This window comes from Streptomyces sp. Y7 (assembly GCF_043195415.1).
Taxonomy (GTDB): domain Bacteria; phylum Actinomycetota; class Actinomycetes; order Streptomycetales; family Streptomycetaceae; genus Streptomyces.
In genome coordinates this window covers 900955-922933 of record NZ_JBIDDQ010000001.1, presented here as the reverse complement: position 1 = coordinate 922933, position 21979 = coordinate 900955, and the positions used below count along the sequence as shown (strand labels likewise).

26 protein-coding genes are annotated in these 21979 nt (G+C 72.1%); 15 read left to right on the top strand and 11 right to left on the bottom strand.

All coding sequences use genetic code 11. The features are described 5' to 3' along the window. The first annotated feature begins 229 nt into the window (after positions 1 to 229). From ACGFW6_RS03885 to ACGFW6_RS03860, 6 genes are read left to right on the top strand one after another with little or no spacing between them, the layout of a single operon-like run. Entirely contained in the window at positions 230 to 412 is a 183-nt protein-coding gene (locus ACGFW6_RS03885) for a hypothetical protein (protein WP_393504338.1), read from the top strand. Next, positions 409 to 861, top strand: a complete 453-nt coding sequence (locus tag ACGFW6_RS03880) for a monovalent cation/H+ antiporter complex subunit F (RefSeq protein ID WP_393504336.1) — start codon at positions 409 to 411, stop codon at positions 859 to 861. Before ACGFW6_RS03885 ends, ACGFW6_RS03880 begins: the two co-directional genes overlap by 4 nt. Further along, positions 854 to 1105 (top strand): Na(+)/H(+) antiporter subunit B, encoded by a 252-nt coding sequence (locus tag ACGFW6_RS03875; RefSeq protein WP_393504334.1) that lies wholly within the window; start codon positions 854 to 856, stop codon positions 1103 to 1105. The genes ACGFW6_RS03880 and ACGFW6_RS03875 overlap by 8 nt, the downstream gene beginning before the upstream one ends. Then, positions 1102 to 1842, top strand: coding sequence for an MnhB domain-containing protein (locus ACGFW6_RS03870; RefSeq protein WP_393504332.1), 741 nt, complete (start codon positions 1102 to 1104; stop codon positions 1840 to 1842). The genes ACGFW6_RS03875 and ACGFW6_RS03870 overlap by 4 nt, the downstream gene beginning before the upstream one ends. A gap of 10 nt (positions 1843 to 1852) precedes the next feature. Then, on the top strand, positions 1853 to 2200 hold the full coding sequence (locus ACGFW6_RS03865; RefSeq protein ID WP_393505073.1) for a sodium:proton antiporter: 348 nt from the start codon (positions 1853 to 1855) through the stop codon (positions 2198 to 2200). Further along, positions 2200 to 3960 carry a complex I subunit 5 family protein gene (locus ACGFW6_RS03860; protein WP_393505071.1) on the top strand — a complete coding sequence of 587 codons (1761 nt, stop codon included), beginning with the start codon at positions 2200 to 2202 and terminating at the stop codon, positions 3958 to 3960. The genes ACGFW6_RS03865 and ACGFW6_RS03860 overlap by 1 nt, the downstream gene beginning before the upstream one ends. A 3-nt stretch (positions 3961 to 3963) precedes the next feature. Here ACGFW6_RS03860 and ACGFW6_RS03855 read toward each other — a convergent pair whose 3' ends face one another. After that, positions 3964 to 4626 (bottom strand): DUF4230 domain-containing protein, encoded by a 663-nt coding sequence (locus tag ACGFW6_RS03855; RefSeq protein ID WP_269639657.1) that lies wholly within the window; start codon positions 4624 to 4626, stop codon positions 3964 to 3966. Positions 4627 to 4826: 200 nt separating this feature from the next. Here ACGFW6_RS03855 and ACGFW6_RS03850 point away from each other — a divergent pair, with 200 nt between their 5' ends. Next, on the top strand, positions 4827 to 5780 hold the full coding sequence (locus ACGFW6_RS03850) for a ribose-phosphate diphosphokinase (RefSeq protein WP_393504330.1): 954 nt from the start codon (positions 4827 to 4829) through the stop codon (positions 5778 to 5780). A 12-nt stretch (positions 5781 to 5792) separates the two neighbouring features. On the opposite strand, the gene ACGFW6_RS03845 is transcribed toward ACGFW6_RS03850, so the two are convergent. Further along, complete coding sequence (locus tag ACGFW6_RS03845; protein ID WP_393504328.1) at positions 5793 to 6173, bottom strand: anti-sigma factor antagonist; 381 nt, start codon at positions 6171 to 6173, stop codon at positions 5793 to 5795. Between the two features lie 153 nt (positions 6174 to 6326). Further along, on the bottom strand, positions 6327 to 6764 hold the full coding sequence (locus ACGFW6_RS03840; RefSeq protein WP_393504326.1) for a MarR family winged helix-turn-helix transcriptional regulator: 438 nt from the start codon (positions 6762 to 6764) through the stop codon (positions 6327 to 6329). A gap of 103 nt (positions 6765 to 6867) precedes the next feature. On the opposite strand from ACGFW6_RS03840, the gene ACGFW6_RS03835 reads away from it, so the two are divergent. Next, positions 6868 to 8319: an aldehyde dehydrogenase family protein gene (locus ACGFW6_RS03835; RefSeq protein WP_393504324.1), complete on the top strand. Its 1452-nt coding sequence runs from the start codon at positions 6868 to 6870 to the stop codon at positions 8317 to 8319. Between the two features lie 24 nt (positions 8320 to 8343). Then, positions 8344 to 9450, top strand: coding sequence for an NAD(P)-dependent alcohol dehydrogenase (locus ACGFW6_RS03830; protein WP_393504322.1), 1107 nt, complete (start codon positions 8344 to 8346; stop codon positions 9448 to 9450). A 19-nt stretch (positions 9451 to 9469) separates the two neighbouring features. Here ACGFW6_RS03830 and ACGFW6_RS03825 read toward each other — a convergent pair whose 3' ends face one another. Continuing rightward, complete coding sequence (locus ACGFW6_RS03825) at positions 9470 to 10420, bottom strand: NADP-dependent oxidoreductase (protein ID WP_393504320.1); 951 nt, start codon at positions 10418 to 10420, stop codon at positions 9470 to 9472. 71 nt (positions 10421 to 10491) lie between these two features. Here ACGFW6_RS03825 and ACGFW6_RS03820 point away from each other — a divergent pair, with 71 nt between their 5' ends. After that, a complete protein-coding gene (locus ACGFW6_RS03820) occupies positions 10492 to 11454 on the top strand; it encodes a GlxA family transcriptional regulator (protein ID WP_393504318.1) in 963 nt (320 codons plus the stop codon). A 16-nt stretch (positions 11455 to 11470) separates the two neighbouring features. On the opposite strand, the gene ACGFW6_RS03815 is transcribed toward ACGFW6_RS03820, so the two are convergent. After that, the gene (locus ACGFW6_RS03815; protein WP_393504317.1) at positions 11471 to 13105 is read right to left on the bottom strand and encodes an amidohydrolase; all 1635 of its coding nucleotides are present in this window, start codon (positions 13103 to 13105) and stop codon (positions 11471 to 11473) included. Positions 13106 to 13126: 21 nt separating this feature from the next. After that, positions 13127 to 14635, bottom strand: coding sequence for an APC family permease (locus ACGFW6_RS03810; protein ID WP_393504315.1), 1509 nt, complete (start codon positions 14633 to 14635; stop codon positions 13127 to 13129). A 126-nt stretch (positions 14636 to 14761) separates the two neighbouring features. Between ACGFW6_RS03810 and ACGFW6_RS03805 the strand changes: the two genes are divergently transcribed. From ACGFW6_RS03805 to ACGFW6_RS03795, 3 genes are all read left to right on the top strand, one after another. After that, a complete protein-coding gene (locus ACGFW6_RS03805; protein WP_393504313.1) occupies positions 14762 to 15520 on the top strand; it encodes a TetR/AcrR family transcriptional regulator in 759 nt (252 codons plus the stop codon). Positions 15521 to 15535: 15 nt separating this feature from the next. Next, entirely contained in the window at positions 15536 to 16000 is a 465-nt protein-coding gene (locus tag ACGFW6_RS03800; protein ID WP_393504311.1) for a pyridoxamine 5'-phosphate oxidase family protein, read from the top strand. A gap of 79 nt (positions 16001 to 16079) precedes the next feature. Then, on the top strand, positions 16080 to 16472 hold the full coding sequence (locus tag ACGFW6_RS03795; RefSeq protein ID WP_393504309.1) for a VOC family protein: 393 nt from the start codon (positions 16080 to 16082) through the stop codon (positions 16470 to 16472). 241 nt (positions 16473 to 16713) lie between these two features. On the opposite strand, the gene ACGFW6_RS03790 is transcribed toward ACGFW6_RS03795, so the two are convergent. Beyond that, positions 16714 to 17028 carry a DUF4235 domain-containing protein gene (locus tag ACGFW6_RS03790; protein ID WP_393504307.1) on the bottom strand — a complete coding sequence of 105 codons (315 nt, stop codon included), beginning with the start codon at positions 17026 to 17028 and terminating at the stop codon, positions 16714 to 16716. A 24-nt stretch (positions 17029 to 17052) separates the two neighbouring features. Next, entirely contained in the window at positions 17053 to 18066 is a 1014-nt protein-coding gene (locus tag ACGFW6_RS03785; protein ID WP_393504305.1) for a glutathione S-transferase family protein, read from the bottom strand. A 158-nt stretch (positions 18067 to 18224) separates the two neighbouring features. On the opposite strand from ACGFW6_RS03785, the gene ACGFW6_RS03780 reads away from it, so the two are divergent. Continuing rightward, on the top strand, positions 18225 to 19196 hold the full coding sequence (locus ACGFW6_RS03780) for a cation diffusion facilitator family transporter (RefSeq protein WP_393504303.1): 972 nt from the start codon (positions 18225 to 18227) through the stop codon (positions 19194 to 19196). A gap of 63 nt (positions 19197 to 19259) precedes the next feature. On the opposite strand, the gene ACGFW6_RS03775 is transcribed toward ACGFW6_RS03780, so the two are convergent. From ACGFW6_RS03775 to ACGFW6_RS03765, 3 genes are all read right to left on the bottom strand, one after another. After that, the gene (locus tag ACGFW6_RS03775; protein WP_393504302.1) at positions 19260 to 19709 is read right to left on the bottom strand and encodes a nitroreductase family deazaflavin-dependent oxidoreductase; all 450 of its coding nucleotides are present in this window, start codon (positions 19707 to 19709) and stop codon (positions 19260 to 19262) included. Positions 19710 to 19790: 81 nt separating this feature from the next. Beyond that, entirely contained in the window at positions 19791 to 20417 is a 627-nt protein-coding gene (locus ACGFW6_RS03770) for a LysE/ArgO family amino acid transporter (RefSeq protein WP_393504301.1), read from the bottom strand. Beyond that, entirely contained in the window at positions 20414 to 20746 is a 333-nt protein-coding gene (locus ACGFW6_RS03765) for a hypothetical protein (protein ID WP_393505125.1), read from the bottom strand. Before ACGFW6_RS03765 ends, ACGFW6_RS03770 begins: the two co-directional genes overlap by 4 nt. Here ACGFW6_RS03765 and ACGFW6_RS03760 point away from each other — a divergent pair. Further along, positions 20736 to 21944 carry a cytochrome P450 gene (locus ACGFW6_RS03760; RefSeq protein ID WP_393504299.1) on the top strand — a complete coding sequence of 403 codons (1209 nt, stop codon included), beginning with the start codon at positions 20736 to 20738 and terminating at the stop codon, positions 21942 to 21944. The two genes, ACGFW6_RS03765 and ACGFW6_RS03760, sit on opposite strands and share 11 nt — an antisense overlap. Positions 21945 to 21979 lie beyond the last annotated feature (35 nt).

Sequence of the window (21979 nt, the reverse complement as noted above, 5' to 3'; positions counted from 1 at the left end):
TTGTCCTCCAGTCTTCAACTTCCCTTGGTGGTTAGCCGCTTACCCGCGAACCGGGCCGCGATGCGGTCGCTTTTCGCCGCTCGCGCACACGCCCCGCCGGTTTCCCCTCGCGTTGCCGGGGCACTCCGGGCGGAGACCCGCGCGTGCCGCCGTCCCTGGCGCACGCAGCGGTGCTTGGATGGCGCGGGACGAAGGAAATCGGACATACCGGGCTTGGGGAGGTGGCTGCGTGCACCGGCGTACGACGCTGCTCACCGCGGCCGAGTTCCTGGCCTGGTGGATCGCGCTCGCCCTGCTGTGGCTCGTGCTGATCAGCACCGTGGACACCCTGGAACTCGCGGTCGGCGCGGGCGCCGCCGCGGTGTCGGCTCTCGCGGCGGTGGCCGCGCGCCGGGCGGTGACCGGACGATGAACGGCTGGCTCCTCGCGGCGGCCCTCGTGCTCGGCGGGGGAGTGGGCGCCGCCCTCTGGGGCGTCGCCACCGGACCGCTGCGCCGCCGCGTCGTGGCCCAGAACCTGTCCACCGCCCTGGCCTGTCCCGGACTGCTCCTGCTCGCCCAGGGCTACGACCGCCCCGCCTACGTCGACCTCGCGCTCGTCCTCGCCCTGCTCGGCCCGGTCGGCACCCTCGTCTTCGCCCGGCTGCTGACCGACGAACTCGCCGCAGATCCGCCCCGTGCCCGGGCCCTGACCTGGGCGGCCGCGGCGCTCGGCGCGGCGGTGGTCCTGGCACTGTGCGCGGCAGCCGGACCCGGCAGGGCGATGATCAAGCTCCTCGTCACGGGCGCGCTGCTGATCGGCGGGAACATCGTCGCCTCCCGTGCGCTGTCCGGCGGCATCGCGGGGGTGCGCGGTGGCTGACGTACTGATCGTCGTGGCGCTGCTGCTGGTGGCCGGATGCGCGACCGTGGCCGTACTGGTCCGCGACCCCGAGCGCCAGGCCCTCGTCCTGGCCGTCCTCGGCGTCGCGCTCGCCGTGCTGTTCACGGTCCTGCAGGCACCCGACGTCGCCCTCTCCCAACTGGCGGTCGGCGGCGCCCTCACCCCCCTGCTGCTGCTCCTGTCGGTCCGCAAGGTCAAACGACGCAAGGGACGCGAGCGGTGACCCCGCGCACCCGCCTGTGGCTCGTGGCCGTCGGCATCGCCGGAGTCGCCGCGCTCCTCGTCGCCGCCTGCCTGGACCTGCCGCGCTTCGGCGGAGCGTCGCACCCGTACGGCGACCGCGCGGTGCGCACCTCCCTCGACCGGCACACCGCGAACACCATCGCCTCCGTCAACTTCGACCAGCGCGCCTTCGACACCCTCGGCGAGATGACCATCCTCTTCGCGGCCGTCGTCGGCTGTGTCGTCCTGCTGCGGCAGACCCGCGACGAGCACCGCGCCAGGCCCGCACCCGCCGACGTGGCCCCGCCCGTGCGCCGGTACGCCCTGCTGGTCCTGCCGGTCGCCCTGCTCACCGGCCTGTACGTCATCGCGCACGGACAGCTCAGCCCCGGCGGCGGCTTCCAGGGCGGCGTCGTCGCCGCGACCGCCCTGCACCTGCTCTATCTCGGCGCCGACTACCGCGCCCTGGAACGGATCCGCCCCGTCGGCCTGTTCGAGGTCGGCGACGCCGTGTCCGCCTCGGCCTATCTGGTCACGGGCCTGGCGGGCCTCATCGGCGGCACGGCCTTCCTGGCCAACACCCTGCTGCCGTACGGCACGTTCAACACCCTGTCCTCCGGCGGCACCGTGCCGCTGCTGAACGCGGCCGTCGGCATGGAGGTCGCCTGCGCGGTCGTCGTGCTGCTCGCCCGTTTCCTGGACCAGGCCGTCGAGATCGAGGAGGAGAGCGGGAGGTGAGCGCACCGTGATGGACGTCCTGCCCTACCTCGTCGCCGCCTGGGTCTTCCTCGTCGGCTGCTACGGCCTGGCCACCAGCCGCAATCTCATCCACGCCGTCGGCTGTCTGTCCGTGTGCCAGTGCGGCACCTACGTCCTGCTGCTGGCCGTCGGCTACCGCGACGACGCCACCGCTCCCGTCTTCTCCGACCTCGAACCGGGCTCCCGCCCCGTCGTCGACCCGGTCGTCCAGGCACTCGCCCTCACCGACGTCGTGGTCGGCGCCACCGTCACCGCCCTGCTGCTCGCCCTCGTCGTCCAGGTCGCCAAGCGGCACGGCACCGTCGACCCCGACGAACTCTCCGAGCTGCGCGGATGATGAACAACCTGCTCCCGCTGCTGGTCGCCGTGCCGCTCCTCGGGGCCGCCGTCCTGGTCGCCGCCGGACGCCGTGTGCCGCGCGTCCTCGCGGACTCGGTGGGATGCGCGGTCTCGGCGGGCACCGCGGGACTCGCGATCACCCTGCTGCTGAACTCCTCGCCGCCGATGGCCGAATGGGCCGGTGGCTGGACGCCCGTCGACGGCCACAGCGTCGGCATCGTCCTGATCGGCGACGGCCCCGGGCTCGGCATGGCGGCCCTGGCCTCCGTCCTGACGCTGGCCGCACAGGCGTACTCCTGGCGCTACTTCGACGAACCCCCGCGTCGGCACGCGGGTTCGTTCCCCGCGCTGATGCTGCTCCTGCAGGCCGGCATGTGCGGGTTCGCCATCGCGGGCGACCTGTTCAACGCGTTCGTGTGGTTCGAACTGATGAGCGTCGTCGCCTACGCCCTGACCGGCACCCGCGTCGAGGAGGCCAAGGCCGTGCAGGGCGCGCTGACCTTCGGCGTCGTCACCTCCCTCGGCGCGTACGCCATGCTCATGGGCATCGGGCTGCTCTACGCCCGCACCGGCGAGCTCGCCATGGCGCGGATCGGCCGTGCGCTCGACGCGCAGGGGCCGCCGGACGGACTGGTCCTCGCCGCCTTCGTCCTCGTCCTGACCGGCCTGCTGATCAAGTCCGCGGCCGTCCCCTTCCACTTCTGGCTCCCCGACGCCCACGCCGTCGCGCCCACCCCGGTGTGCATGCTGCTGTCGGGAGTGATGGTCGAACTCGGCGTCTACGGGGTCTGGCGCGTCTACGGCACCGTCTTCGCCGGACCCGGCGGCATCCCGGCGGCCGACCTGCAGCGGGCCCTGCTCGTGCTCGGCTCCGTGACGGCGCTGACCGGCGCCGCCATGTGCTGGTACCAGCGCCACATCAAACGGCTCCTGGCGTACTCGACGGTCGCCCACACCGGCCTGTTCCTGATCGGTGTAGGGGTACTGACCCCCGAGGCCGACGACGGGATCGCGCTGTACGTCCTCGGGCACGCCGGCGTGAAGGCCGCGCTGTTCGCCTGCACCGGCATCCTCCTCGACCGGTACGGCAACGTCGACGAGCACGCGCTGCACGGCCGCGCCCGCGAACTGCGCGGTGTCGCCGTGATGTACGCCGTCGGCGGGCTGGCGCTCGCCGGACTCCCGCCCTTCGGCACGGGGTTCGGCAAGGCGGTCACGGAGGAAGCCGTGGGCGGCGGGCTGGTCGCCCTGTACGTCGTCGCGAGCGCGGTCACCGCCGGGGCGGTCCTGCGGGTCGCGGCCCGGGTGTTCCTCGGCCTCGGCCCGGCCCCCGAGAACGGCACCGAGTACGAGACGACCGGCACCGGCGAGCGGCCCGAGACCCGGCACCGGCTCAGCCGGATCCCCGACACGATGACCGCCGTCCCCGCGCTGCTGCTCGCCGGATCGCTCGCCGTCGGCGTCGCTCCCGGATTCGGAGAGGTGGTCTCGCACGCCGTCAACGAGGCCGGGTCCGGCGGTGCCGTGGTGCCGGCACCGCACTGGAGCCCGGCCGGTGTGCTGCTGGACCTCGCCTCGACCGCGCTGGCGCTCGGCCTCGCGGCGGTGGCGGTCACCCGGCCGGGGCTGCTCGCCGCCCCGCGCCGGGCCCTGCCGCTGCGGCGCCTGCAGTCCGGGCACGTCGGGGACTACGTGGCCTGGGTCCTGGTGGGCGCCACCGTGCTCGGCGCACTGGCGTTGCCGAGCCTGCCGGGGTAGGGGTCAGGCCGCGTACGTCACCTTCACCTCCTTGAAGCCCAGGGAGTGGAGCAGCCCTTCGAGCATGTCGGTCGTGTTGGTCTCGGCACGCCTGGTCAGCCCGCTCTCCTTGGCGGCGTCGCCGATGTGCCGCACGGCCAGCTTCTGGACGGCCTGTTCGCTGTTGGGGTTGTCCGAGAAGAGGTCACCCAGGCGGTCCAGCAGACCGCGCTGCTTGGAGACGGCGTAGGAGCGGTCGGGGTCGAGGGACGGCTCGCCGAGGGCGGCGTGCGGCAGACGGAGTGTGGCGGAGGTCCGGTCGTCATTGACCGTGACGTCGTCGGCGCCGACCTTTCCGAGGTCGACATAGGCGTCCACGGTGCCCGCGCCGACGTACAGCGTGCGGGTGCCGCGGATCGCGTCGGGCAGGAACTTGGCGTCCTTCTCCAGATCCACGACGATCTGGAAGTTGCCGGAGGCGGCGTCGTAACGGCTCATGTCCTGGATGGACTGGAGCAGTGCCGGACCGGAACGGTCGTTGGTCTCGGTGCCGAACAGGTCCTTCAGGCCCGGGAGCACGCTCAGCCGGATCCCGGCGAAGAAGACGACGAGCACCAGGACCAGGGCACTCACCGCCTTCGCCCAGCCGGGCATGCGCTTGTTGATGCGCTTGATGGAAGTCGTCATGTCGACGTTCCTCCTTCCCTGTGAGGGGAGTACCCCCAAATCCCTTGGCGGACCTTTCTGTTGGCCGATTGCCGCCCCCGGCGGGAACGGGGCGGTGCGCCAGGGGGCGGTCGCGACGCGCGCGCCGGTGGGCAGCAACGTTTCTGCTCAGGTAAGTAGCATGAGTCCGCCACCCGGAATGATCATGCGAGGAGCGGATCGTGCGAGAGATCGCCGTGTTCAGCGGTAGTGCCCACCCCGAACTGGCGGCGGAGGTCTGCGCTCATCTGGGGGTACCGCTCAGTCCGACCCGGGTCAGCCGCTTCGCCAACGACTGCCTGGAGGTGCAGCTCCAGGCCAACTGCCGGGAGCGGGACGTCTTCCTGATCCAGCCGCTGGTCAGGCCCGTCCAGGAGCACCTGGTGGAGCTGCTGCTGATGTGCGACGCGGCCCGCGGGGCGTCCGCGAGCCGGATCACCGTCGTGATGCCGCACTACTCCTACGCTCGCTCCGACAAGAAGGACGCGCCGCGCATCTCCCTCGGCGGCCGGCTCGTCGCCGACCTGATGGTGGCGGCCGGCGCGAGCCGGGTGCTGGCCATGACCCTGCACGCGCCCCAGGTCCACGGCTTCTTCACGGTGCCGGTCGACCACCTGCACGCGCTGCGCGAGCTCGCCGCGCACTTCCGCCGGTACGACCTCTCCCGTACGACCGTCGTCTCCCCGGACCTCGGCAACGCCAAGGAGGCCGCCGCGTTCGCCCGGCTGATCGGCGCCCAGGTCGCCGCCGGCGCCAAGCAGCGGTTCGCCGACGACCGGGTCAGCATCAGCTCCGTCATCGGCGAGGTGACCGGGCGCGATGTCATCATCCTGGACGACGAGATCGCCAAGGGCAGCACGGTGATCGAACTGCTCGACCGGCTGCGGGAGCTGGGCCCGCGATCGATCCGCGTCGCGTGTACGCACGGCCTGTTCGCGGGCGGCGCGCTCAAGCGGATCGGCGAACAGCCGGACGTCCTGGAGATCGTGTGCACCAACACCGTGCCGATCCAGGCCGAGGAGCGCACCGAGAAGCTGAAGGTCCTCTCCATCGCCCCGGCGCTCGCCGAGGCCGTGCGCCGCATTCACAACGGGGAGTCCGTCAGCGCCCTGTTCGACGCGCCGGGAACCGAATAGACAGCAAGTCCTTCATAACGTGCCGGACGTGGCCTCGGGCTGGCCGAGGGCCGCGTCCGGCGTCGGATGCGGCGGCAGCAGACGGTTCAGCCCGGTGATCCTCAGCACGCGCAGGGTCAGCGGGTGGGTGCAGACCAGGTGCAGCTGCCCGCCGTGGTCGTGCGTCCGGCTCAGGGCCCGGTACAGCAGGCGCAGTCCGGAGCAGTCGAAGAACTCGATGCTCCGCAGGTCGATCACGATCCGCGCCCCGGGATGAGCCGTCACCCGGTCCAGGTAAGGGGCGATCTCCACCGCGGCCGCGATGTCGATCTCGCCGAGGAACTCCAGCACCGTGTGGTCAGGGTGCCGGTGGACGCGCAGATGCCGGCTGAACGGCGCAGGATCCTGCTGCACGACGACTTCGCCTCCCACCTCTTCACTTGCTGCGGGGTGCTCAAATCCAGTCCCCGCACTGCAAGTTACCCTCGATTGAGCGAATCTGAGCATGTTCGATTGACATATGTCTTCGAATTGCGACAGATGCTTCGGGTGATGTGCGAGGCGTGACTACGACAGCGCGTGCCATGCCCTGGAGAGTGCCTGGCGGAACTGTTCGGTCTGGTGTGCCGTGAGGTCCCGCACCATCCGTTCCTCCAGCTCCCGTACGGGTCCCTCGTGCCGGGCGAGCAGCTCACGGGCGGCGTCGGTCAGCAGGATCAGCAGCTCGCGGCGGTTGTGCGGATTGCGCTCCCGGCGCACCAGCCCGCGGGTCTCCAGGCTGCGGACCAGATCGGCGATCGACTGCGCCGTGACGAAGGAGTCCCTGGCCAGCTGGGCCGCCGACAGTCCGTCGTGCCGCTGGAGCACGGTCAGCGCCGTGTACTGCAGGGCGGTGATCCCGGACGGCCTGACCAGCTCGTCCAGATGCGAACGCACCACGAGCTCCACCTGTTTGACCATGTAGAGCAGCGACGGAGGCACCTTGGCGGGCGAGGTATCGAGCATGGGTTCAGCCTAGAGCATTGACAGGAATCCTGTCCGTAAAGAGACTGCGGACAGACAGGAATCCTGTTGGTTGAAATCTTGGCGATGAAGCTGAGGAGTGGCGATGACCACCTTCGAGATCGAACCCGGTCGGCTGTTCGTCGGGGGCCGGTGGCACGAAGCCGCCGACGGAGCGCGCACCGAGGTGGTCGACCCGTCCCGCGGCACGGTCCTCACCACCGTCGCGGACGCCGGCGCCGCCGACGTGGACGCGGCCGTACGCGCCGCCCGTGACGCCTTCGACGACGGCGCCTGGTCCGGCCTCAGCGGCCGGGAACGCGGCCGGATCCTGTACCGGGTCGCCGAGCTGATCCGGGAGAACGCCGACCGGATCGCCCGACTGGAGAGCCGTGACGTCGGCAAGCCGATCACGCTCGCGCACGCCGTGGACGTCACCAACGCGGCCAACGACTACGAGCACTTCGCCGCCCTCGCCCACGGCATGGGCGGCGCCGTCCGCGACACCCCCATGAACGCCCTCGCCTACGTCCGGCGCCGCCCGATCGGCGTGGTCGCCGCGATCACGCCGTACAACTTCCCCCTGATCCTGGCCGGTTCGAAGATCGCCCCGGCGCTCGCGGCCGGCAACACGGTCGTGCACAAGCCGGCCGAGGAGACGCCGCTGAGCGCCCTGTACATGGCCGACCTCTTCAAGCGGGCCGGCGTCCCCGACGGCGTGGTCAACGTCGTCACCGGCGGACCCGTGGCCGGCGAGGCGCTGCTGCGGCACCCCGGCGTGGACAAGGTCGCCTTCACGGGTTCGACCGCCGTCGGCCGCAAGGTCGCCGCCGTCGCCGGCGAGGCGCTCAAGCCCGTCACCATGGAACTCGGCGGCAACGCCGCCCACGTCGTCTTCGAGGACGCCGACCTGGCGAAGGCTGTCGGCGCGATCATCAAGGGATTCGTCTTCAACACCGGGCAGTTCTGCATGGGCGGACCCCGGCTGCTGGTGGCGCGCCAGGTCTACGGCACCCTGCTCGGCATCCTCGCCGACGCGGTGCCCGGCGTCCCGGTCGGCGACCCGCGGGAGGCCGGGACCGTGGTCGGCCCGATGGCGGGGGAGCGGCACCTGCGCAAGGTCGAGGAGTACGTCGAACTGGCCCGCAAGGAGGGCGGCACCGTCGTCTGCGGCGGCGAACGGCTCGATCTCGACGGCGGCTACTACTACCGGCCCACCGTCATCGCCGACCTGCCGAACGACTCCCGGGTGATCCAGGAGGAGATCTTCGGCCCGGTCCTCACCGTCCAGCCTTTCGACACCGAGGACGAGGCCGTCGAACTCGCCAACTCCACGCCGTACGGCCTGGCCTCGGGCGTGCAGACCGGGAACCTGGCCCGTGCCCACCGGGTCGCCGACCGGCTGGACGCCGGGATCGTCTGGGTCAACGACTGGGCGATGCTCGACCCCGCGGTCCCCTTCGGCGGGGTCAAGGACTCCGGCTTCGGCCGCGAGTACGGGCCCGAGGCACTGGACGCCTACACCACCACCAAGTCCGTCGTCGTCTCGCTCGACTGAGCGCCCCGCCAAGGAGATCCAGCGATGTCCATCCCCACCCGCGCCGCCGTCGTCGAGTCGGGCGGAGCCCCCTTCACCCTGTGCGACGTGCGGCTGGCGGAGCCCGGACCGCACGAGGCGATCGTCCGGATGGCCGCGGCCGGCCTGTGCCACACCGACCTCGGCGTGGCGAGCGGTGCGCTGCCCTTCCCGCTGCCCGGCGTCCTCGGCCACGAAGGCGCCGGCGTCGTGGAGACCGTCGGCCCCGCCGTGACCGGTGTCGCGCCCGGCGACCACGTCGTGCTGTCGTTCACCTCCTGCGGAGGCTGCCGCGACTGCCGCGGCGGCCACCCCGCGTACTGCGCGACCTGGCTGCCGCTGAACCTCATCGGCGGCCGCCGGGCCGACGGGACCGGCACCGTCAGCCGTGCCGGGGAGGACCTCGGCGGGCACTTCTTCGGCCAGTCCTCCTTCGCCGAACGGGCGTTGGTGGACGAGCGCAGCCTGGTCAAGGTCGACCCGGAGGTGCCGCTCGCCTCGATCGCCCCGCTCGGCTGCGGGGTGCAGACCGGGGTCGGCGCCGTCTGGAACGTACTGCGGCCGGACGCCGGCAGCACGGTCGTCGTCCTCGGCGCCGGAGCGGTCGGCCTGTCCGCCGTCATGGCCGCCGCCCTGACCCCCGCCACCGAGATCGTCGCCGTCGACCGGTTCGCCGAACGCCTTTCACTGGCAAGGGAGTTGGGTGCCACCCACACCGTCGACGCGTCCGGCACCGACCTCGCGGGCGCGCTCGCCGGCATCACCGGCGGGCGGGGCGCCGACGGGGTCGTCGAGACCACCGGCGACGTCGGGGTGCTGCGCCGGGGCGTGGACGCGCTCGCCGCCCGCGGCACCCTGGTCGTGGTGGGCGCCCCGCCCTTCGGCACCGAGGTCGCCCTCGACGTCAACGGGCTGCTCGGCGGCAAGCGGATCGTCGGCCTCACGCTCGGCGACGCCGAGACGCAAGCCTTCGTCCCGGCCCTGGTCCGGCTGGTGAAGGAAGGACGGCTCCCGCTGCACCGCCTGATCAGCACCTACCCGTTCACGGACATCGACCGGGCGGTACGGGACATGCGCGCGGGCAGGGCGATCAAGCCCGTGCTCACCTTCTGAGCCGGCCCGTCGTTGCGGCTCAGTCGACCGTCAGGACCAGCTTCCCGGTCGTCCGGCCGGTGTCGCCCAGGGCGTGCGCCTCGGCGGCATCGGCCAGCGGGAAGGTCCCGGCGATCTCCGGGCGCAGCTTCCCCTGCTCGACCAGGTCCGCGATCGCCCGCATGTCGGCACGGTCGGCGTCCACCAGCATCCGCACCGCCCGTACACCGAGCCGCTCGGCCTCCGCACCGAACTCGTCCGACCCGACCGGCAGGATCGAGACGACGATGCCGCCCGGACGCAGCACCCGCAGCGAACGCACCGAGGTCTCACCGCCCAGCGTGTCCAGGACGACGTCGACGTCCTTGACGGCCTCGGTGAAGTCCGTCTCCCGGTAGTCGATCACCTCGTCCGCGCCCAGAGAGCGCAGGAACTCGTGCTTGCCCGCGCTGGCCGTGCCGATCACATGGGCGCCGCGTGCCTTGGCGATCTGCACCGCCACGTGCCCGACGCCGCCGGCCGCCGCGTGGATCAGCACCCGCTGCCCCGGGCGGACGTCGGAGTGCTCGACCAGCGCCTGCCACGCGGTGAGGGACACCAGCGGCAGCGCCCCCGCCTCCGTGTGGCCGATCGAGGACGGCTTGTGGGTGAGGGCCCGCACCGGGGCGATGACGTACTCGGCGTGCGAGCCGTGGCCGAAGGGGTACGGCAGCATGCCGAAGACCTCGTCGCCGGGGCGGAAGGCGGCGACGCCGATGCCGACCGCCTCGACCACGCCGGAGACGTCCCACCCGAGGACGAACGGCGGCTCGCCCAGGAAACCGCCGGTCTCGCGGTGCTTCCAGTCGGTCGGGTTGACGCCGGCCGCGCGGACGCGGACCAGTACCTCGTTCGGGCGCGGCGCCGGGCGCTCGATCTGGACTTCCTTCAGGACCTCGGGACCGCCGAGGACGTCCTGGCTGATGGCTCGCATGGTGTTCACAGTGCTCATGGTGAAACAGCCTGCCGGTGCCCGCCGCCGAAGGAAATGGCATGAATGCCAATCTCCGATAAGATCGTGCCATGCGTGGTGAACGACAGGTGGAACGGGTCGTGGTGCTGGCCCTGGACGGCGTCTACCCCTTCGAGCTGGGCATCCCCAGCCGGATCTTCGGCGCCGCCGACGGCCGGTACGAGGTGCTGACGTGCAGCGTCGACGGCGAGCCGGTGCGCAGCAACGCCGACTTCACGATCGGCGTCCAGCACGGGCCGGAGATCCTCGCCACCGCCGACACCGTGGTGGTCGCCTCCGTCGGCGTCGCGTACATCCCCGAGGAACTGCCCGCCGAGGTCGTCGCGGCGCTCGCCCGGATCCGCCCGCAGGCGCGCATCGTGTCGATCTGCACCGCCGCCTTCGTCCTGGCCGCCGCGGGCCTGCTGGACGGCCGCCGCGCCACCACGCACTGGCATGTCACGGACCTGTTCCGGCGCCGCTATCCGCAGGTCGACCTCGACCCGGACGTCCTGTTCGTCCACGACGGCCGGGTCCTCACCTCGGCCGGCGCCGCCTCCGGCGTCGACGTCTGCCTGCACATCGTGCGCACCGACCACGGCAGCCACCTGGCCAACGCGGTCGCCCGGCGCTGTGTCGTACCCCCGTTCCGGGACGGCGGCCAGGCCCAGTACATCGAGCAGCCCGTCCCGGAGAGCGGAGCCGCCGGCACCGCCGCCACCCGCGCCTGGGCCCTGGAGCGCCTCGACGAACCGCTGACCCTGACCGACCTCGCCGCCCACGCCCGGATGAGCCTGCGCACCTTCGCCCGCCGCTTCAACGACGAGGTCGGCCTCAGCCCCGGCCGCTGGCTGATCCAGCAACGCGTCGGCCGCGCCCGCCACCTGCTGGAGTCCAGCGACCTGCCGGTCGACCGGATCGCCATCGAGGTCGGCTTCGCCACCGGCGCCTCGCTGCGCCAGCACCTGCACGCCGCGATCGGGGTGTCACCGCAGGCGTACCGCCGCACGTTCCAGGCGGCAGAGGTCCGCTAGCGCGGCCGTACGCGGCTCAGGAGTCCTCAGCCGCGTACACCTGCGCGCCCCCCACATACGTCCGCGTGACCCGGGTCCGCGCGATCGCCTCCACCGGGCCGTCGAACGGGTCGCGGTCCAGGACCACGAGGTCGGCCAGCGCCCCCACGCGCACCTCGCCGGTGTCGTCGAGGTGGTTCGCGTACGCCGAGCCCGCCGTGTACGCGGCGAGCGCCTCGGCGAGCCCGATCCGCTCGCCCGGCAGGAACACCGGTGTGCCGTCGCCGTCCGGCGCCACCCGGTTGACCGCGACATGGATGCCCTGCAGCGGGTCGGGGCTGCTCACCGGCCAGTCGCTGCCCGCCGCGAGCCGCGCCCCGGAACGCAGCAGGGCGCCGAACGGGTACTGCCACGCGGCCCGTTCGGGGCCGAGGAACGGAATCGTCAGCTCGTCCATCTGCGGCTCGTGCGCGGCCCACAGCGGCTGGATGTTCGCGATCGCCCCGAGCCGCGCGAAACGCGGCACGTCGGCGGGCTGGACGACCTGGAGGTGGGCCAGGTGAGGGCGGGTGTCGCTGGGCCCGTTGGTGCCGCGCGCGGCCTCGATCGCGTCCAGCGCGTCGCGTACGGCCCGGTCGCCCAGGGCGTGGAAGTGGCACTGGAAGCCGAGCGCGTCCAACTCGGTGACGTACTTGGGCAGTTGCTCCGGGTCGATGAAGCTGGTGCCCCGGTTGGCGGTGGCGCAGCCGCACCTGTCGAGATAGGGGTCCACCAGCGCGGCGGTGCCGGTCTCGGCGACGCCGTCCAGCATCAGCTTGACGCTGGTCGCCCGGAACCGTCCGTGACTCAACGCCGCCCGCCGCTCGGCCAGTTCGGGAATCTGCTCGAAGCCGCGCTCACGGTCCCACCACAGGGCGCCGACCACCCGTGCGGTGAGCGAGCCGTCCCGCGCGGCCGCGAGATACGCCTGCGCCGGGTCGTCCATGCCGAGGAAGTCCCCGACCAGCGCGTCCTGCCAGGCGGTGATGCCGAGCGCGTGCAGATGCCGCTGGGCGTGCAGCAGGGCCGCCACCCGGTCGGCCTGCGTGGCGGGCGGAGTCAGCCGCCCCACCAGCTGCATCGCGCCTTCCTGGAGCGTCCCGCCCGGTTCCCCGGAGGCGTCCCGGTCGATCCGCCCGTCGGCCGGATCGGGCGTGTCGCGTGTGATCCCGGCGAGCGCGAGGGCACGGCTGTTCACCCAGGCTCCGTGATGGTCCCGGTTCGGCAGGTACACCGGCCGGTCGGGCACCACCGAGTCCAGCAGCTCCTTCGTCGGCGTACCGCCCTCGAACGCCTCCATCGACCAGCCGCCGCCGGTGATCCACTCCCGCTCGGGGTGCGCGTCGGCGTAGGCGCGCACCGCCGCGAGGGTCTCGTCCGCCGTCCTCGTGCCGGTCAGATCGCACTGGGTGAGCTCCAGCCCGGCCGGCACCGGATGCACGTGCGCGTCCTGGAACCCGGGCAGCAGCAGCCGCCCGGCGAGGTCCACCACCTCGGTCCGCGGCCCGGCGAGATCGTGCACCTCCTCCCGCCCCACGGCCGTGATGCGCTCGCCGGTGACGGCCACGGCGGTCGCGGTACGGCCCTCGGGGGTGAGGACGGGGCCGCCGGTGAAGAGGAGATCTGCGTACATGTTCCTTTTCCTGAGGGTGAGTTATCGGGAGGTGGCGAGCAGCTGCGGCGCGTCGGCGTCGGTGCCCTTGCCGGTGTGGAAGTACGGCGACCTGCGCACCCACCGGGCCCACGCGGCGGCCACGAAGCCGGACGCGATCATCGCCAGGGGAGTGAGGAGCAGGAACCACCCGTTGTCCGCGCTGACTTCGAAGTGGTCGGCGGAGGTGTAGAACGACCAGCCCAGATAGCCGCCGAGACCGAGCAGCGCGAGCGCGCTCAGCGTGGGCAGGACCACCGCGCGCACCCCCTGCCACAGGTCCTCGCGCAGCAGGGCGCGGAAGCGGACGGCGGCCGCGAGGGCGGTGAGGGCGTAGGACAGGGCGACCACGATGCCCACGGCGTTCACCGTCGCCATGATCATGTCGGCGAGCCGCGGGATGACGAGTGCGAGCACCGCGACCGCCACGGCCAGCGCGCCGATCAGTATCGTGCCGACGGCCGGAGTGCCGTAGCGCGGGCTGACCTTGGACCACACCGGCCCGAGCGTACGGTCCCGGCTCATCGCGAACATCCCGCGGGCCGTGGGGATCACCCCGGCCTGGAGCGAGGCGACGGCCGAGAACATCAGCGCGACCAGGGGGAGCGCCGCCCACGGCTGGGAAGCCAGCCGCTCGCCGAAGAAGGCGAGGCCCTCCGGTCCGTGACCGACCAACTCCTCCTCGGACAGCACGCGTTGGAAGGCGACCGAGCCGAGCAGGAACAGCCCGAGCATGGTGAACAGGGTGATGACGCCTGCCCGGGACGCGTCGCGCGGGTCGCGCACCTCCTCGTTGACGGTGAACGCCGACTCGAAGCCCCAGTAACAGAACACCGACAGCAGCAGTCCCTGCGCCAGCGCGGTCGCCGACGGGATCGCGAACGGGTCGAACCAGCTGAGGCTGAAGTCGTGCGGGCCGGTGACGATGCCGTAGCCGCAGAAGCCGAGCAGGACGATGTACTCGAAGACCAGCAGGCCGGCCTGGAGCCGTGCGGCGGTACGGATGCCGGTCACGGCGGTCAGCGTGACCGCCACCAGCACCAGGATGCCGACCGCCGTGGTCTGTGCGGTCGAACCCGGGTCCAGCGCGAGGCCGCCCACCCGGTGCAGCCCCGCGTCGCCCGCCAGCTGGAGCAGGGCCGAGCCGGTGACCGCGGTGGTGTACGCGAGGAACGCCACCACCGCCACGATGTTCACCCAGCCGACCATGAACCCCAGCCAGGGCGTGAGCGAGCGGCCCACCCACACATAGCCGTTGCCCGCGTTGGGCTCGACCTTGTTGAGCCGGGCGTAGGCGCCCGCGATGCCGAGGACCGGCAGGAACGCCAGCAGCATGATCGCCGGCAGATGCAGGCCGACCACTCCGGCGGTGACCCCGAGGCCGATGCCGATGCTGGTGGTCGCGGCCGTGCTGGACGCGGCGATGGCGATGCCGTCCAGGACACCGAGGGACTTGCGCAGCTCGGGCCGCGCCGGAGGGTCGACGACGCTGGGGGACTGCTGATCGGACATGGCCGGATCTCCGCTCGCATCGGGGGGCCGGGCGGCCCCGATGAGCGGACATGAAACTGAACGAGGGCTTAACAGGTCAACGGTGTTGTCATAAGGTGTGGGGCACCGGCCCCAGGGAGGCAGTCCATGAGCGAGCGCGTCGTCCCGCCCGCCGCCCGGCGGCGCAGGCGCCCCACCAAGCAGGGCGTGGTCCTGTCCGAGGACCTGATCGTCGGCACGGCCCTGCGGCTCATCGAGGAACACGGCGCCGACGCCCTGTCGGTGCGCCGCCTCGGGCGGGCGCTCGGCGCCGACCCCAGCTCGCTGTACCGGTACTTCCGGACCACGGACGACCTGATGCTCGCCGTCGCCGACGAACTCATCGGCCGTACCCTGCGCACCTGGCGTCCCACCGGGGACTGGCGTGCCGACCTGCGTGACCTGGGCCTGCGCATGCACGCCGGCGCCCTCGCGCATCCACGGGCCGCGGTGCTCAGCTCGTACCGGGTGACCGGGCGGGCGCATGAGATCCAGGCCGTCGAGACCATCCTCGGTGTGCTGCGCCGCGCCGGCTTCCCCGGCCCCGACGCGGTGCGGATCTACCACGTCTTCGTCGACCAGGCCCTCGCGCACGGCGCCCTCGACTCGGCGAGCGTGGCGATGCCGAAGGCCGCCCGGGACGCGGAGGACGCCGTCTGGCGGGCGACGTACGCGCGGCTGCCCGCCGACACCCACCCGCACATCGCGGCCACCGCACGGCACCTCGTGGCCGACATGGCGCGCAGCTCCTATCCGGCGGCGCTGGACCTGCTGCTCGGCGCCGCGGCGGCCCGGCTGGCAGAAATCCGTTCCCGGCCCGTCGCCCCGGCGGCCACACTGGACCCTTCCGGCAAAGCAGCCCCGTGACAAGGGAGTTCACCGATGGCACCGTCCTCCGCACGCCCCGCCGAGCAGCGCAAGCGGGACACCCTGCACCGTCTGGAGCATGACGAGGACGTCTGGGTCGCGACCGCCGACGCGGGCGGCGGAGTGCCGTTCCTCGTGCCCCTGTCCTTCCTCTGGGACGGCTCGACCCTGCTGCTGGCCACGCCCGCCGCCGGCCCGACCGGCCGCAACCTCAGGGCGACCGGCAGAACGCGCCTCGGCATCGGCCCGACCCGCGACGTCGTCATGATCGAGGGCACGGTCGAGACGATCGCGAGGGAAGAGCTGTCCGAGGAGGAGGGCGATCGCTTCGCGGCGAAGACCGGTTTCGATCCGCGCCGCCTCAGCACGCCCTACCTGTACTTCCGCGTCCAGCCGACCCGGGTGCAGGCCTGGCGCGAGGCCGACGAGCTGGCCGGGCGAGAGCTGATGCGGGACGGGAAGTGGCTGGTGGCGGACTGAAACGGGCTGACCTGGACACCCGTCGGGGACAGGGCGGCGGGGCAGGACGCCCCGCGCCCAGGACTCCTGCGGAGGAACCATGCCAGTGGTGAAAGCGGGCTTCGTGGTGCTGGACTGCGCCGAGCCCGAGAAGCTCGCCGTCTTCTACACGGAACTCCTGGAAGGCGAGCAGACGAACGCGACCGCCAACCGCGTCGAGATCAGGGGCGCCGACGGGACGCGGCTCGCCTTCCGCCGCGACATGAACGCGACCCCGCCGAGCTGGCCGCGCCCCGAGAACTCCCTCCAGGCCCATCTGGACTTCGTGGTGGAGGACCTCGACGAGGCCGAGCGCCGCATCGTCGGGCTCGGCGGCCGTCCCGTCGAGACGAAGGAGCCCGCCGGTCCGTACGAGGAGCGCGGCTACTCCGACCCGGCCGGCCACTCCTTCACGCTGCGCCGCGTCACGGCGACGGCACCGAAACAGGGCTGAGGGGGAGCGGAGCGGGCGGCGGCGAGGGGAGGCCGGTCGCCCGCGCCCCGGCGGGGCCGGACTGGAGACCGTTGCGCCCGCATCCACCGTTGCGCCCGCATCCTGGGAGAGCCTGGGGTGGCGCGCCCGCACCGTGCCGGGACCGGGGGACTCGCCCTCGGCTTCCCGTGCCGCACGCAGGGCCGGCGTCAGCCCCCGGGTCCGGGTCGACGGGACCGGACCCGGGCCCGGGGGCCGCTCATCAGTCCCGGCCGCCCTGGTCGGCGACCGGCCACACGCCCGTCGAACGTTCGATCGCCTTCGCACCCGTGCGGTCCGCGAGGCTGCGCGCCACCGCGAAGAGGGCGCCCTGGACCGCCGCGGCGAGCAGGATCTCGCCCCACCCGCGCTCCCGGTCCAGGGCGTCGGGTGCGTCCTCCTCGTTCCGGATCGCCATCCAGGTCTTGCGGAAGGCGACCCCCGCCAGCGCCCCGCTCGCCCAGCCCAGGGCGAATCCCAGGGGCTTGTAGGCCAGGGGGAGTTTCAGCTTCTTCTGCTTGTTGTTGTTCTTCGCCATGCGCGCCTGCGCCTCCTCAGTCGATCAGGGCCGTCCGCTCGCCGGGATCCGCTCGGTCTCGGGCACCGGCCCGGGCGGTGTCCCGTCGCCGAACGGCCGGCCGCCCAGCTCCTCGCGGTGGTGCGGTGTCAGCCAGCCCGCCAGGTCCGGCCCCGCGGGCACGATCCCGGTCGGGTTGATACCGCTGTGCACCTGGTAGTAGTGCCGTTTGATGTGGTCGAAGTCGACGGTGTCACCGAATCCCGGCGTCTGGTAGAGATCACGGACGTACGCCCACAGAACCCGGTTCTCCGTCAACTTCCAGCGATTGCACTTGAAGTGGCCGTGATACACGGCGTCGAAACGGACCAGTGTGGTGAACAGCCGGATGTCCGCCTCGGTGAGAGTGTCGCCGACCAGATAACGCTGCCCGGACAGCCGCTCCGCCAGCAGTTCCAGCCGCCGGAAGAGCCGGGCGTACGCGTCGTCGTACCGTGCCTGGTCGGTGGCGAACCCCGCCCGGTACACACCGTTGTTGACGTCCTCGTAGACGTCCGTCATCACGGCGTCGATCTCGTCCCGCAGTGCCTTCGGGTAGAGGTCGGGCGCCCCCTCGCGATGCAGGGCCGTCCACTCGGTGGCGAGGTCGAGGGTGATCCGCTGGTAGTCGTTGGTGACCAGCCGGCCGCTGGGCACGTCCACGATCGCGGGCACGCTCACACCGCCGGGATAGCCGGTCTCCCGCCGGTCGTAGGCCTCGCTCAGGTGGCCGATGCCGAGCACCGGGTCGCGATCGCCGGGATCCAGGGTGAAACGCCAGCTGCGGTCGTCCTGGATCGGGTCGGCGACCGCCAGCGACAGGGCGCTCTCCAGCCCGAGCAGCCGCCGTGACACCAGGGACCGGCTCGCCCACGGGCAGGCACGGCTCACCACCAGACGGTAGCGGCCCGCCTCCACCGGCCAGCCGTCTCTGCCGTCCGCGGTGATCCGGTCCGTGAAATGCGCCCGGGACCGCTGGAACGGCTTCCTCCCGTACGCGGTGTTGCCCGCGCCGCTCATGTCCGGCACTCCTCTCCTCCGTATGCCTCGTCTTCCGGCGTACGCCTCTCCCGGACGCCGCGCTACCGCAGTACCCCGAATTCCCCGGTACCACCGAGTCCCCCGATTTCCGTCGACGGCACAGTGTGAGGCCGACCCATCTGGGGATTCGGCGTTAGATGAGCAGCCAGAACGAGACGCCGAGCACGGACCGCAGGACCCGGGTCACCGTGCTGGTGGCACTCACCGCCAACCTCGTCATCGCCGTCGCCAAGGCCGCCGGAGGGCTCTTCGCCCACTCTCCCGCGCTGCTGTCGGAGGCGGCGCACTCCGTGGCGGACAGCCTGAACGAGGTCTTCCTGCTGGCCGCGCTGCGCCGCAGCCGCCGCCCCGCCGACGCCCGCCATCCCTTCGGCTACGGCAAGGAGCGCTTCTTCTGGTCGCTGCTGGCGGCCGTCGGCATCTTCGTGATGGGCGGCTGCTTCTCGTTCTTCCAGGGCTTCGAGGCGCTGCGCGGCGGAGGCGAGGAGCAGTTCAGCGGCTATGTGGCGGGCATGATCGTGCTGGGGGTGGCGTTCGTCGCGGAAGGGCTGTCGCTGGTGCGGGCGCTGCATCAGGTGCGCCGGCAGGGAGGTCTCGCGAGCGGCCTGCGCGACCCGGCCCTGCGCACGGTCGTCGCCGAGGACGCCACGGCGGTGCTCGGTGTGACGCTCGCCTTCGCGGGCATGGCACTGCACATGATCACCGGGCAGGTCGTGTGGGAGGCGTCCGCCTCACTCGCGATCGGCGCACTGCTCGTCTACGTCGCCTTCCGGCTCGGCCGCGACGCCCGCGACCAGCTGATCGGGGAGGCCGCCGACCCGGAGGCGGACGCCAGGATCCGTGCGCTGCTGGCCGCGCAGCCGGAGATCGACAGCGTCGAGGCGCTGTTCACCATGAAGACGGGCCTGGACACGGCTCTGGTGGCGGCCCGCGTCGATCTGGTCCCCGGGCTCGACAGCGAACAGGTCGAGGAGGTCGCCGTGCGCATCAAGCAGTCGATCGGCAACACGGTGGCCGAGGCGGACCAGATCTTCCTCGACGTGACCGAGCGCTCCGCCCGGGAGGCATACGGAAGCCCCGCCGCGACGGGGGAGCGCGGCGGGGCCTGACGCACGTGTGCCCGGCGTCGGACGGTTCATGCACACCGGGTGAGAAGAATTTTTCGAAGCCGATCAGTCCTGATCGACGGGCTCCAGCACGAACAGCGGGATCAGCCGGTCCGTCTTCGTCTGGTACTCCGCGTAGGGCGGGTACGCCGCGACGGCCCGCTCCCACCACTCGGCCTTCTCGGCGCCGGTGACCTCGCGGGCCCTCATGTCCCACACCTGGGTGCCGTCCCGCAGCTCCACACGCGGATCCGCCTTGACGTTGTGGTACCAGACGGGGTGCTTGGGCGCCCCGCCCAGCGAGGCCACGGCGGCGTAGCGGCCCTCGTGCTCGACACGCATCAGGGGCGTCTTGCGGATCTTGCCGCTCTTGGCGCCGCGGGTGGTGAGCAGGATCACGGGCATCCCTGTGTCCATGAGGGTCGTGCCCTGGGTGCCGCCGGAGCTCTCGTACAACTCGACCTGCTTGCGGACCCAATCGGTCGGGCTGGGTTCGTACTCGCCCTCAAGAGGCATGACATCGGTCCCATCGTCGTGTCCTGTGCTGACTGCCACCGTTTCTCAACACCGGCCGGTGCGTGATTCATCCTGCCGGTCCTACAGCAGCATTCTCACAGCCAGCAGCAGGATCACGCCGCTGGACACCAGCGCTGTCACCAGACGTCCCTGACGCCCCGTCATCAGCCGCCCCAGCAGCGTCCCGCCGCAGGCGAGCAGCAGCTGCCAGCTCGCCGACGCGACGAACGCGGCCAGGACGAACACGCCCTGCTCCGAGGGAGAGGCGGCGTCCGCCGCGCGGGTGCCGAGGACCAGGGCCGCGAAGTAGATCACGGTGGTCGGGTTGAGCAGGGTGATGCCGAGCAGCGCCAGATAGGCGCGCGCCGGGCTCGGCGGCGGGGGAGTCTGGGATCGGCCGGCGAGCCGGTGGCGGCGGTGGTCGCGTACGGCGATGACCGCGCCCCGGATCGCGAGGACCGCCAGCACCAGGGCGGAGGCCCAGCGCAGCGGCACCAGCACCGGACGCAGTGCCGCGGCCGGCGCCGAGCCGCCGACGGTGGCCACGAGCGCGTAGAGCCCGTCGGCGGTCGCGACGCCGAGCGCGGCGCAGACTCCGGTCCGCAGGGACGTACGGGCGGTGAGGGAGACGAGATAGGTCGCGACCGCGCCGACCGGGACGGCGATGCCGTAGCCCGCGAGCAGCCCCGCGACGAGCGCGGCGGTCACGACGTGGGAAGCGAGGGCCTCCACGGTCGGCCGGGCTGCTGCTGGGCGCGCACCGGACGGACGGCGGCGGTCAGCGGCAGGACGGCGAGGATCGTAGGCATGGCCGGATTCTGGGGGTGGCGGCGGCCCGCCGACAAGCGAATTTCACGGGCGGGCCGCGCGGCACCGGTCCGAGGCGCACCGGACCGAAGCTCTGTGCGACGATCCCCGGCCAGAATGCCCGCGCGCCTGATCTGGCCGAACTTGACGTCGTCAGCTAGATGCCCCAGGCATCTAATGAAGATCGGCACGACGCACTCTTCGTCTGCGAGGTCTTCGATGACGGACATGACGGAACCCCCCACCGTCGCCTTCCCCCAGAACCGCACCTGCCCCTACCACCCGCCCACGGCCTACGACCCGCTGCGTGACGCGCGCCCCCTGGCCCGCATCACCCTCTACGACGGCCGCCCGGCCTGGCTGGTCACCGGACACGCCCTCGCCCGCACCCTGCTCGCCGACCCGAGGCTGTCCTCGGACCGCTCCCGGCCCGAATTCCCCGCGCCCACCGAGCGGTTCGCGGCGGTGCGCGACCGCAAGTCGGCGCTGCTGGGCGTCGACGACCCCGAACACCGGGTGCAGCGGCGGATGATGGTCCCCAGTTTCACGCTGCGTCGCGCCGCCGAACTGCGCCCGCAGATCCAGCGGATCGTGGACGAACGGCTCGACGCGATGATCGCCCAGGGCGCACCGGCCGACCTGGTGACCGCCTTCGCGCTGCCGGTGCCCTCGATGGTCATCTGCGCCCTGCTGGGCGTGCCCTACGCCGACCACGACTTCTTCGAGGGCCAGTCACGACGCCTGCTGCGCGGTCCCGCGGCCGCTGACACGAGGGACGCCCGCGACCGGCTGGAGGCGTACTTCAACGAGCTGATCGACCGCAAGCAGAAGGAGCCGGAGCCGGGTGACGGCGTCCTCGACGAACTCGTCCACCGTCAGCTGCGCGACGGCGACCTCGACCGCGAGGAGGTCGTCGCCTTCGCGACCATCCTGCTGGTCGCCGGCCACGAGACCACCGCCAACATGATCTCGCTCGGCACCTTCACCCTGCTCCGGCACCCGGAACGGCTGGCCGAACTGCGCGCCGATCCCGGCCTGCTGCCGGCCTCGGTCGAGGAGCTCATGCGGATGCTGTCGATCGCCGACGGGCTGCTCCGCGTCGCCGTGGCGGACATCGACACGGACGGCGGAACGATCCGGGCGGGTGACGGCGTGGTCTTCTCGACCTCGGTCATCAACCGCGACGAGTCGGTCTACCCCGAACCCGACGCCCTCGACTGGCACCGCCCCGCCCGCCACCACGTCGCCTTCGGGTTCGGCATCCACCAGTGCCTCGGCCAGAACCTGGCCCGCGCCGAGATGGAGATCGCCCTGCGCACCCTCTTCGAGCGCGTGCCGAACCTGCGCCTTGCCGTCCCCGCGGAGGAAATCCCCTTCAAACCCGGCGACACGATCCAGGGGATGCTGGAACTCCCCGTGACCTGGTAAGAGGCTCCGGTCATGCACAACGAAACGCACGAATC

Bases quoted from the DNA above. Each gene is read 5' to 3' on its own strand.
- ACGFW6_RS03880 (WP_393504336.1), top strand. From the start codon at position 409: ATGAACGGCTGGCTCCTCGCGGCGGCCCTCGTGCTCGGCGGGGGAGTG.
- ACGFW6_RS03865 (WP_393505073.1), top strand. From the start codon at position 1,853: ATGGACGTCCTGCCCTACCTCGTCGCCGCCTGGGTCTTCCTCGTCGGC.
- ACGFW6_RS03860 (WP_393505071.1), top strand. From the start codon at position 2,200: ATGAACAACCTGCTCCCGCTGCTGGTCGCCGTGCCGCTCCTCGGGGCC.
- ACGFW6_RS03855 (WP_269639657.1), bottom strand. From the start codon at position 4,626: ATGACGACTTCCATCAAGCGCATCAACAAGCGCATGCCCGGCTGGGCG.
- ACGFW6_RS03840 (WP_393504326.1), bottom strand. From the start codon at position 6,764: ATGCTCGATACCTCGCCCGCCAAGGTGCCTCCGTCGCTGCTCTACATG.
- ACGFW6_RS03835 (WP_393504324.1), top strand. From the start codon at position 6,868: ATGACCACCTTCGAGATCGAACCCGGTCGGCTGTTCGTCGGGGGCCGG.
- ACGFW6_RS03830 (WP_393504322.1), top strand. From the start codon at position 8,344: ATGTCCATCCCCACCCGCGCCGCCGTCGTCGAGTCGGGCGGAGCCCCC.
- ACGFW6_RS03825 (WP_393504320.1), bottom strand. From the start codon at position 10,420: ATGAGCACTGTGAACACCATGCGAGCCATCAGCCAGGACGTCCTCGGC.
- ACGFW6_RS03820 (WP_393504318.1), top strand. From the start codon at position 10,492: ATGCGTGGTGAACGACAGGTGGAACGGGTCGTGGTGCTGGCCCTGGAC.
- ACGFW6_RS03815 (WP_393504317.1), bottom strand. From the start codon at position 13,105: ATGTACGCAGATCTCCTCTTCACCGGCGGCCCCGTCCTCACCCCCGAG.
- ACGFW6_RS03810 (WP_393504315.1), bottom strand. From the start codon at position 14,635: ATGTCCGATCAGCAGTCCCCCAGCGTCGTCGACCCTCCGGCGCGGCCC.
- ACGFW6_RS03805 (WP_393504313.1), top strand. From the start codon at position 14,762: ATGAGCGAGCGCGTCGTCCCGCCCGCCGCCCGGCGGCGCAGGCGCCCC.
- ACGFW6_RS03800 (WP_393504311.1), top strand. From the start codon at position 15,536: ATGGCACCGTCCTCCGCACGCCCCGCCGAGCAGCGCAAGCGGGACACC.
- ACGFW6_RS03795 (WP_393504309.1), top strand. From the start codon at position 16,080: ATGCCAGTGGTGAAAGCGGGCTTCGTGGTGCTGGACTGCGCCGAGCCC.
- ACGFW6_RS03790 (WP_393504307.1), bottom strand. From the start codon at position 17,028: ATGGCGAAGAACAACAACAAGCAGAAGAAGCTGAAACTCCCCCTGGCC.
- ACGFW6_RS03785 (WP_393504305.1), bottom strand. From the start codon at position 18,066: ATGAGCGGCGCGGGCAACACCGCGTACGGGAGGAAGCCGTTCCAGCGG.
- ACGFW6_RS03780 (WP_393504303.1), top strand. From the start codon at position 18,225: ATGAGCAGCCAGAACGAGACGCCGAGCACGGACCGCAGGACCCGGGTC.
- ACGFW6_RS03775 (WP_393504302.1), bottom strand. From the start codon at position 19,709: ATGCCTCTTGAGGGCGAGTACGAACCCAGCCCGACCGATTGGGTCCGC.
- ACGFW6_RS03760 (WP_393504299.1), top strand. From the start codon at position 20,736: ATGACGGACATGACGGAACCCCCCACCGTCGCCTTCCCCCAGAACCGC.
- ACGFW6_RS03765 (WP_393505125.1), bottom strand. From the start codon at position 20,746: ATGTCCGTCATCGAAGACCTCGCAGACGAAGAGTGCGTCGTGCCGATC.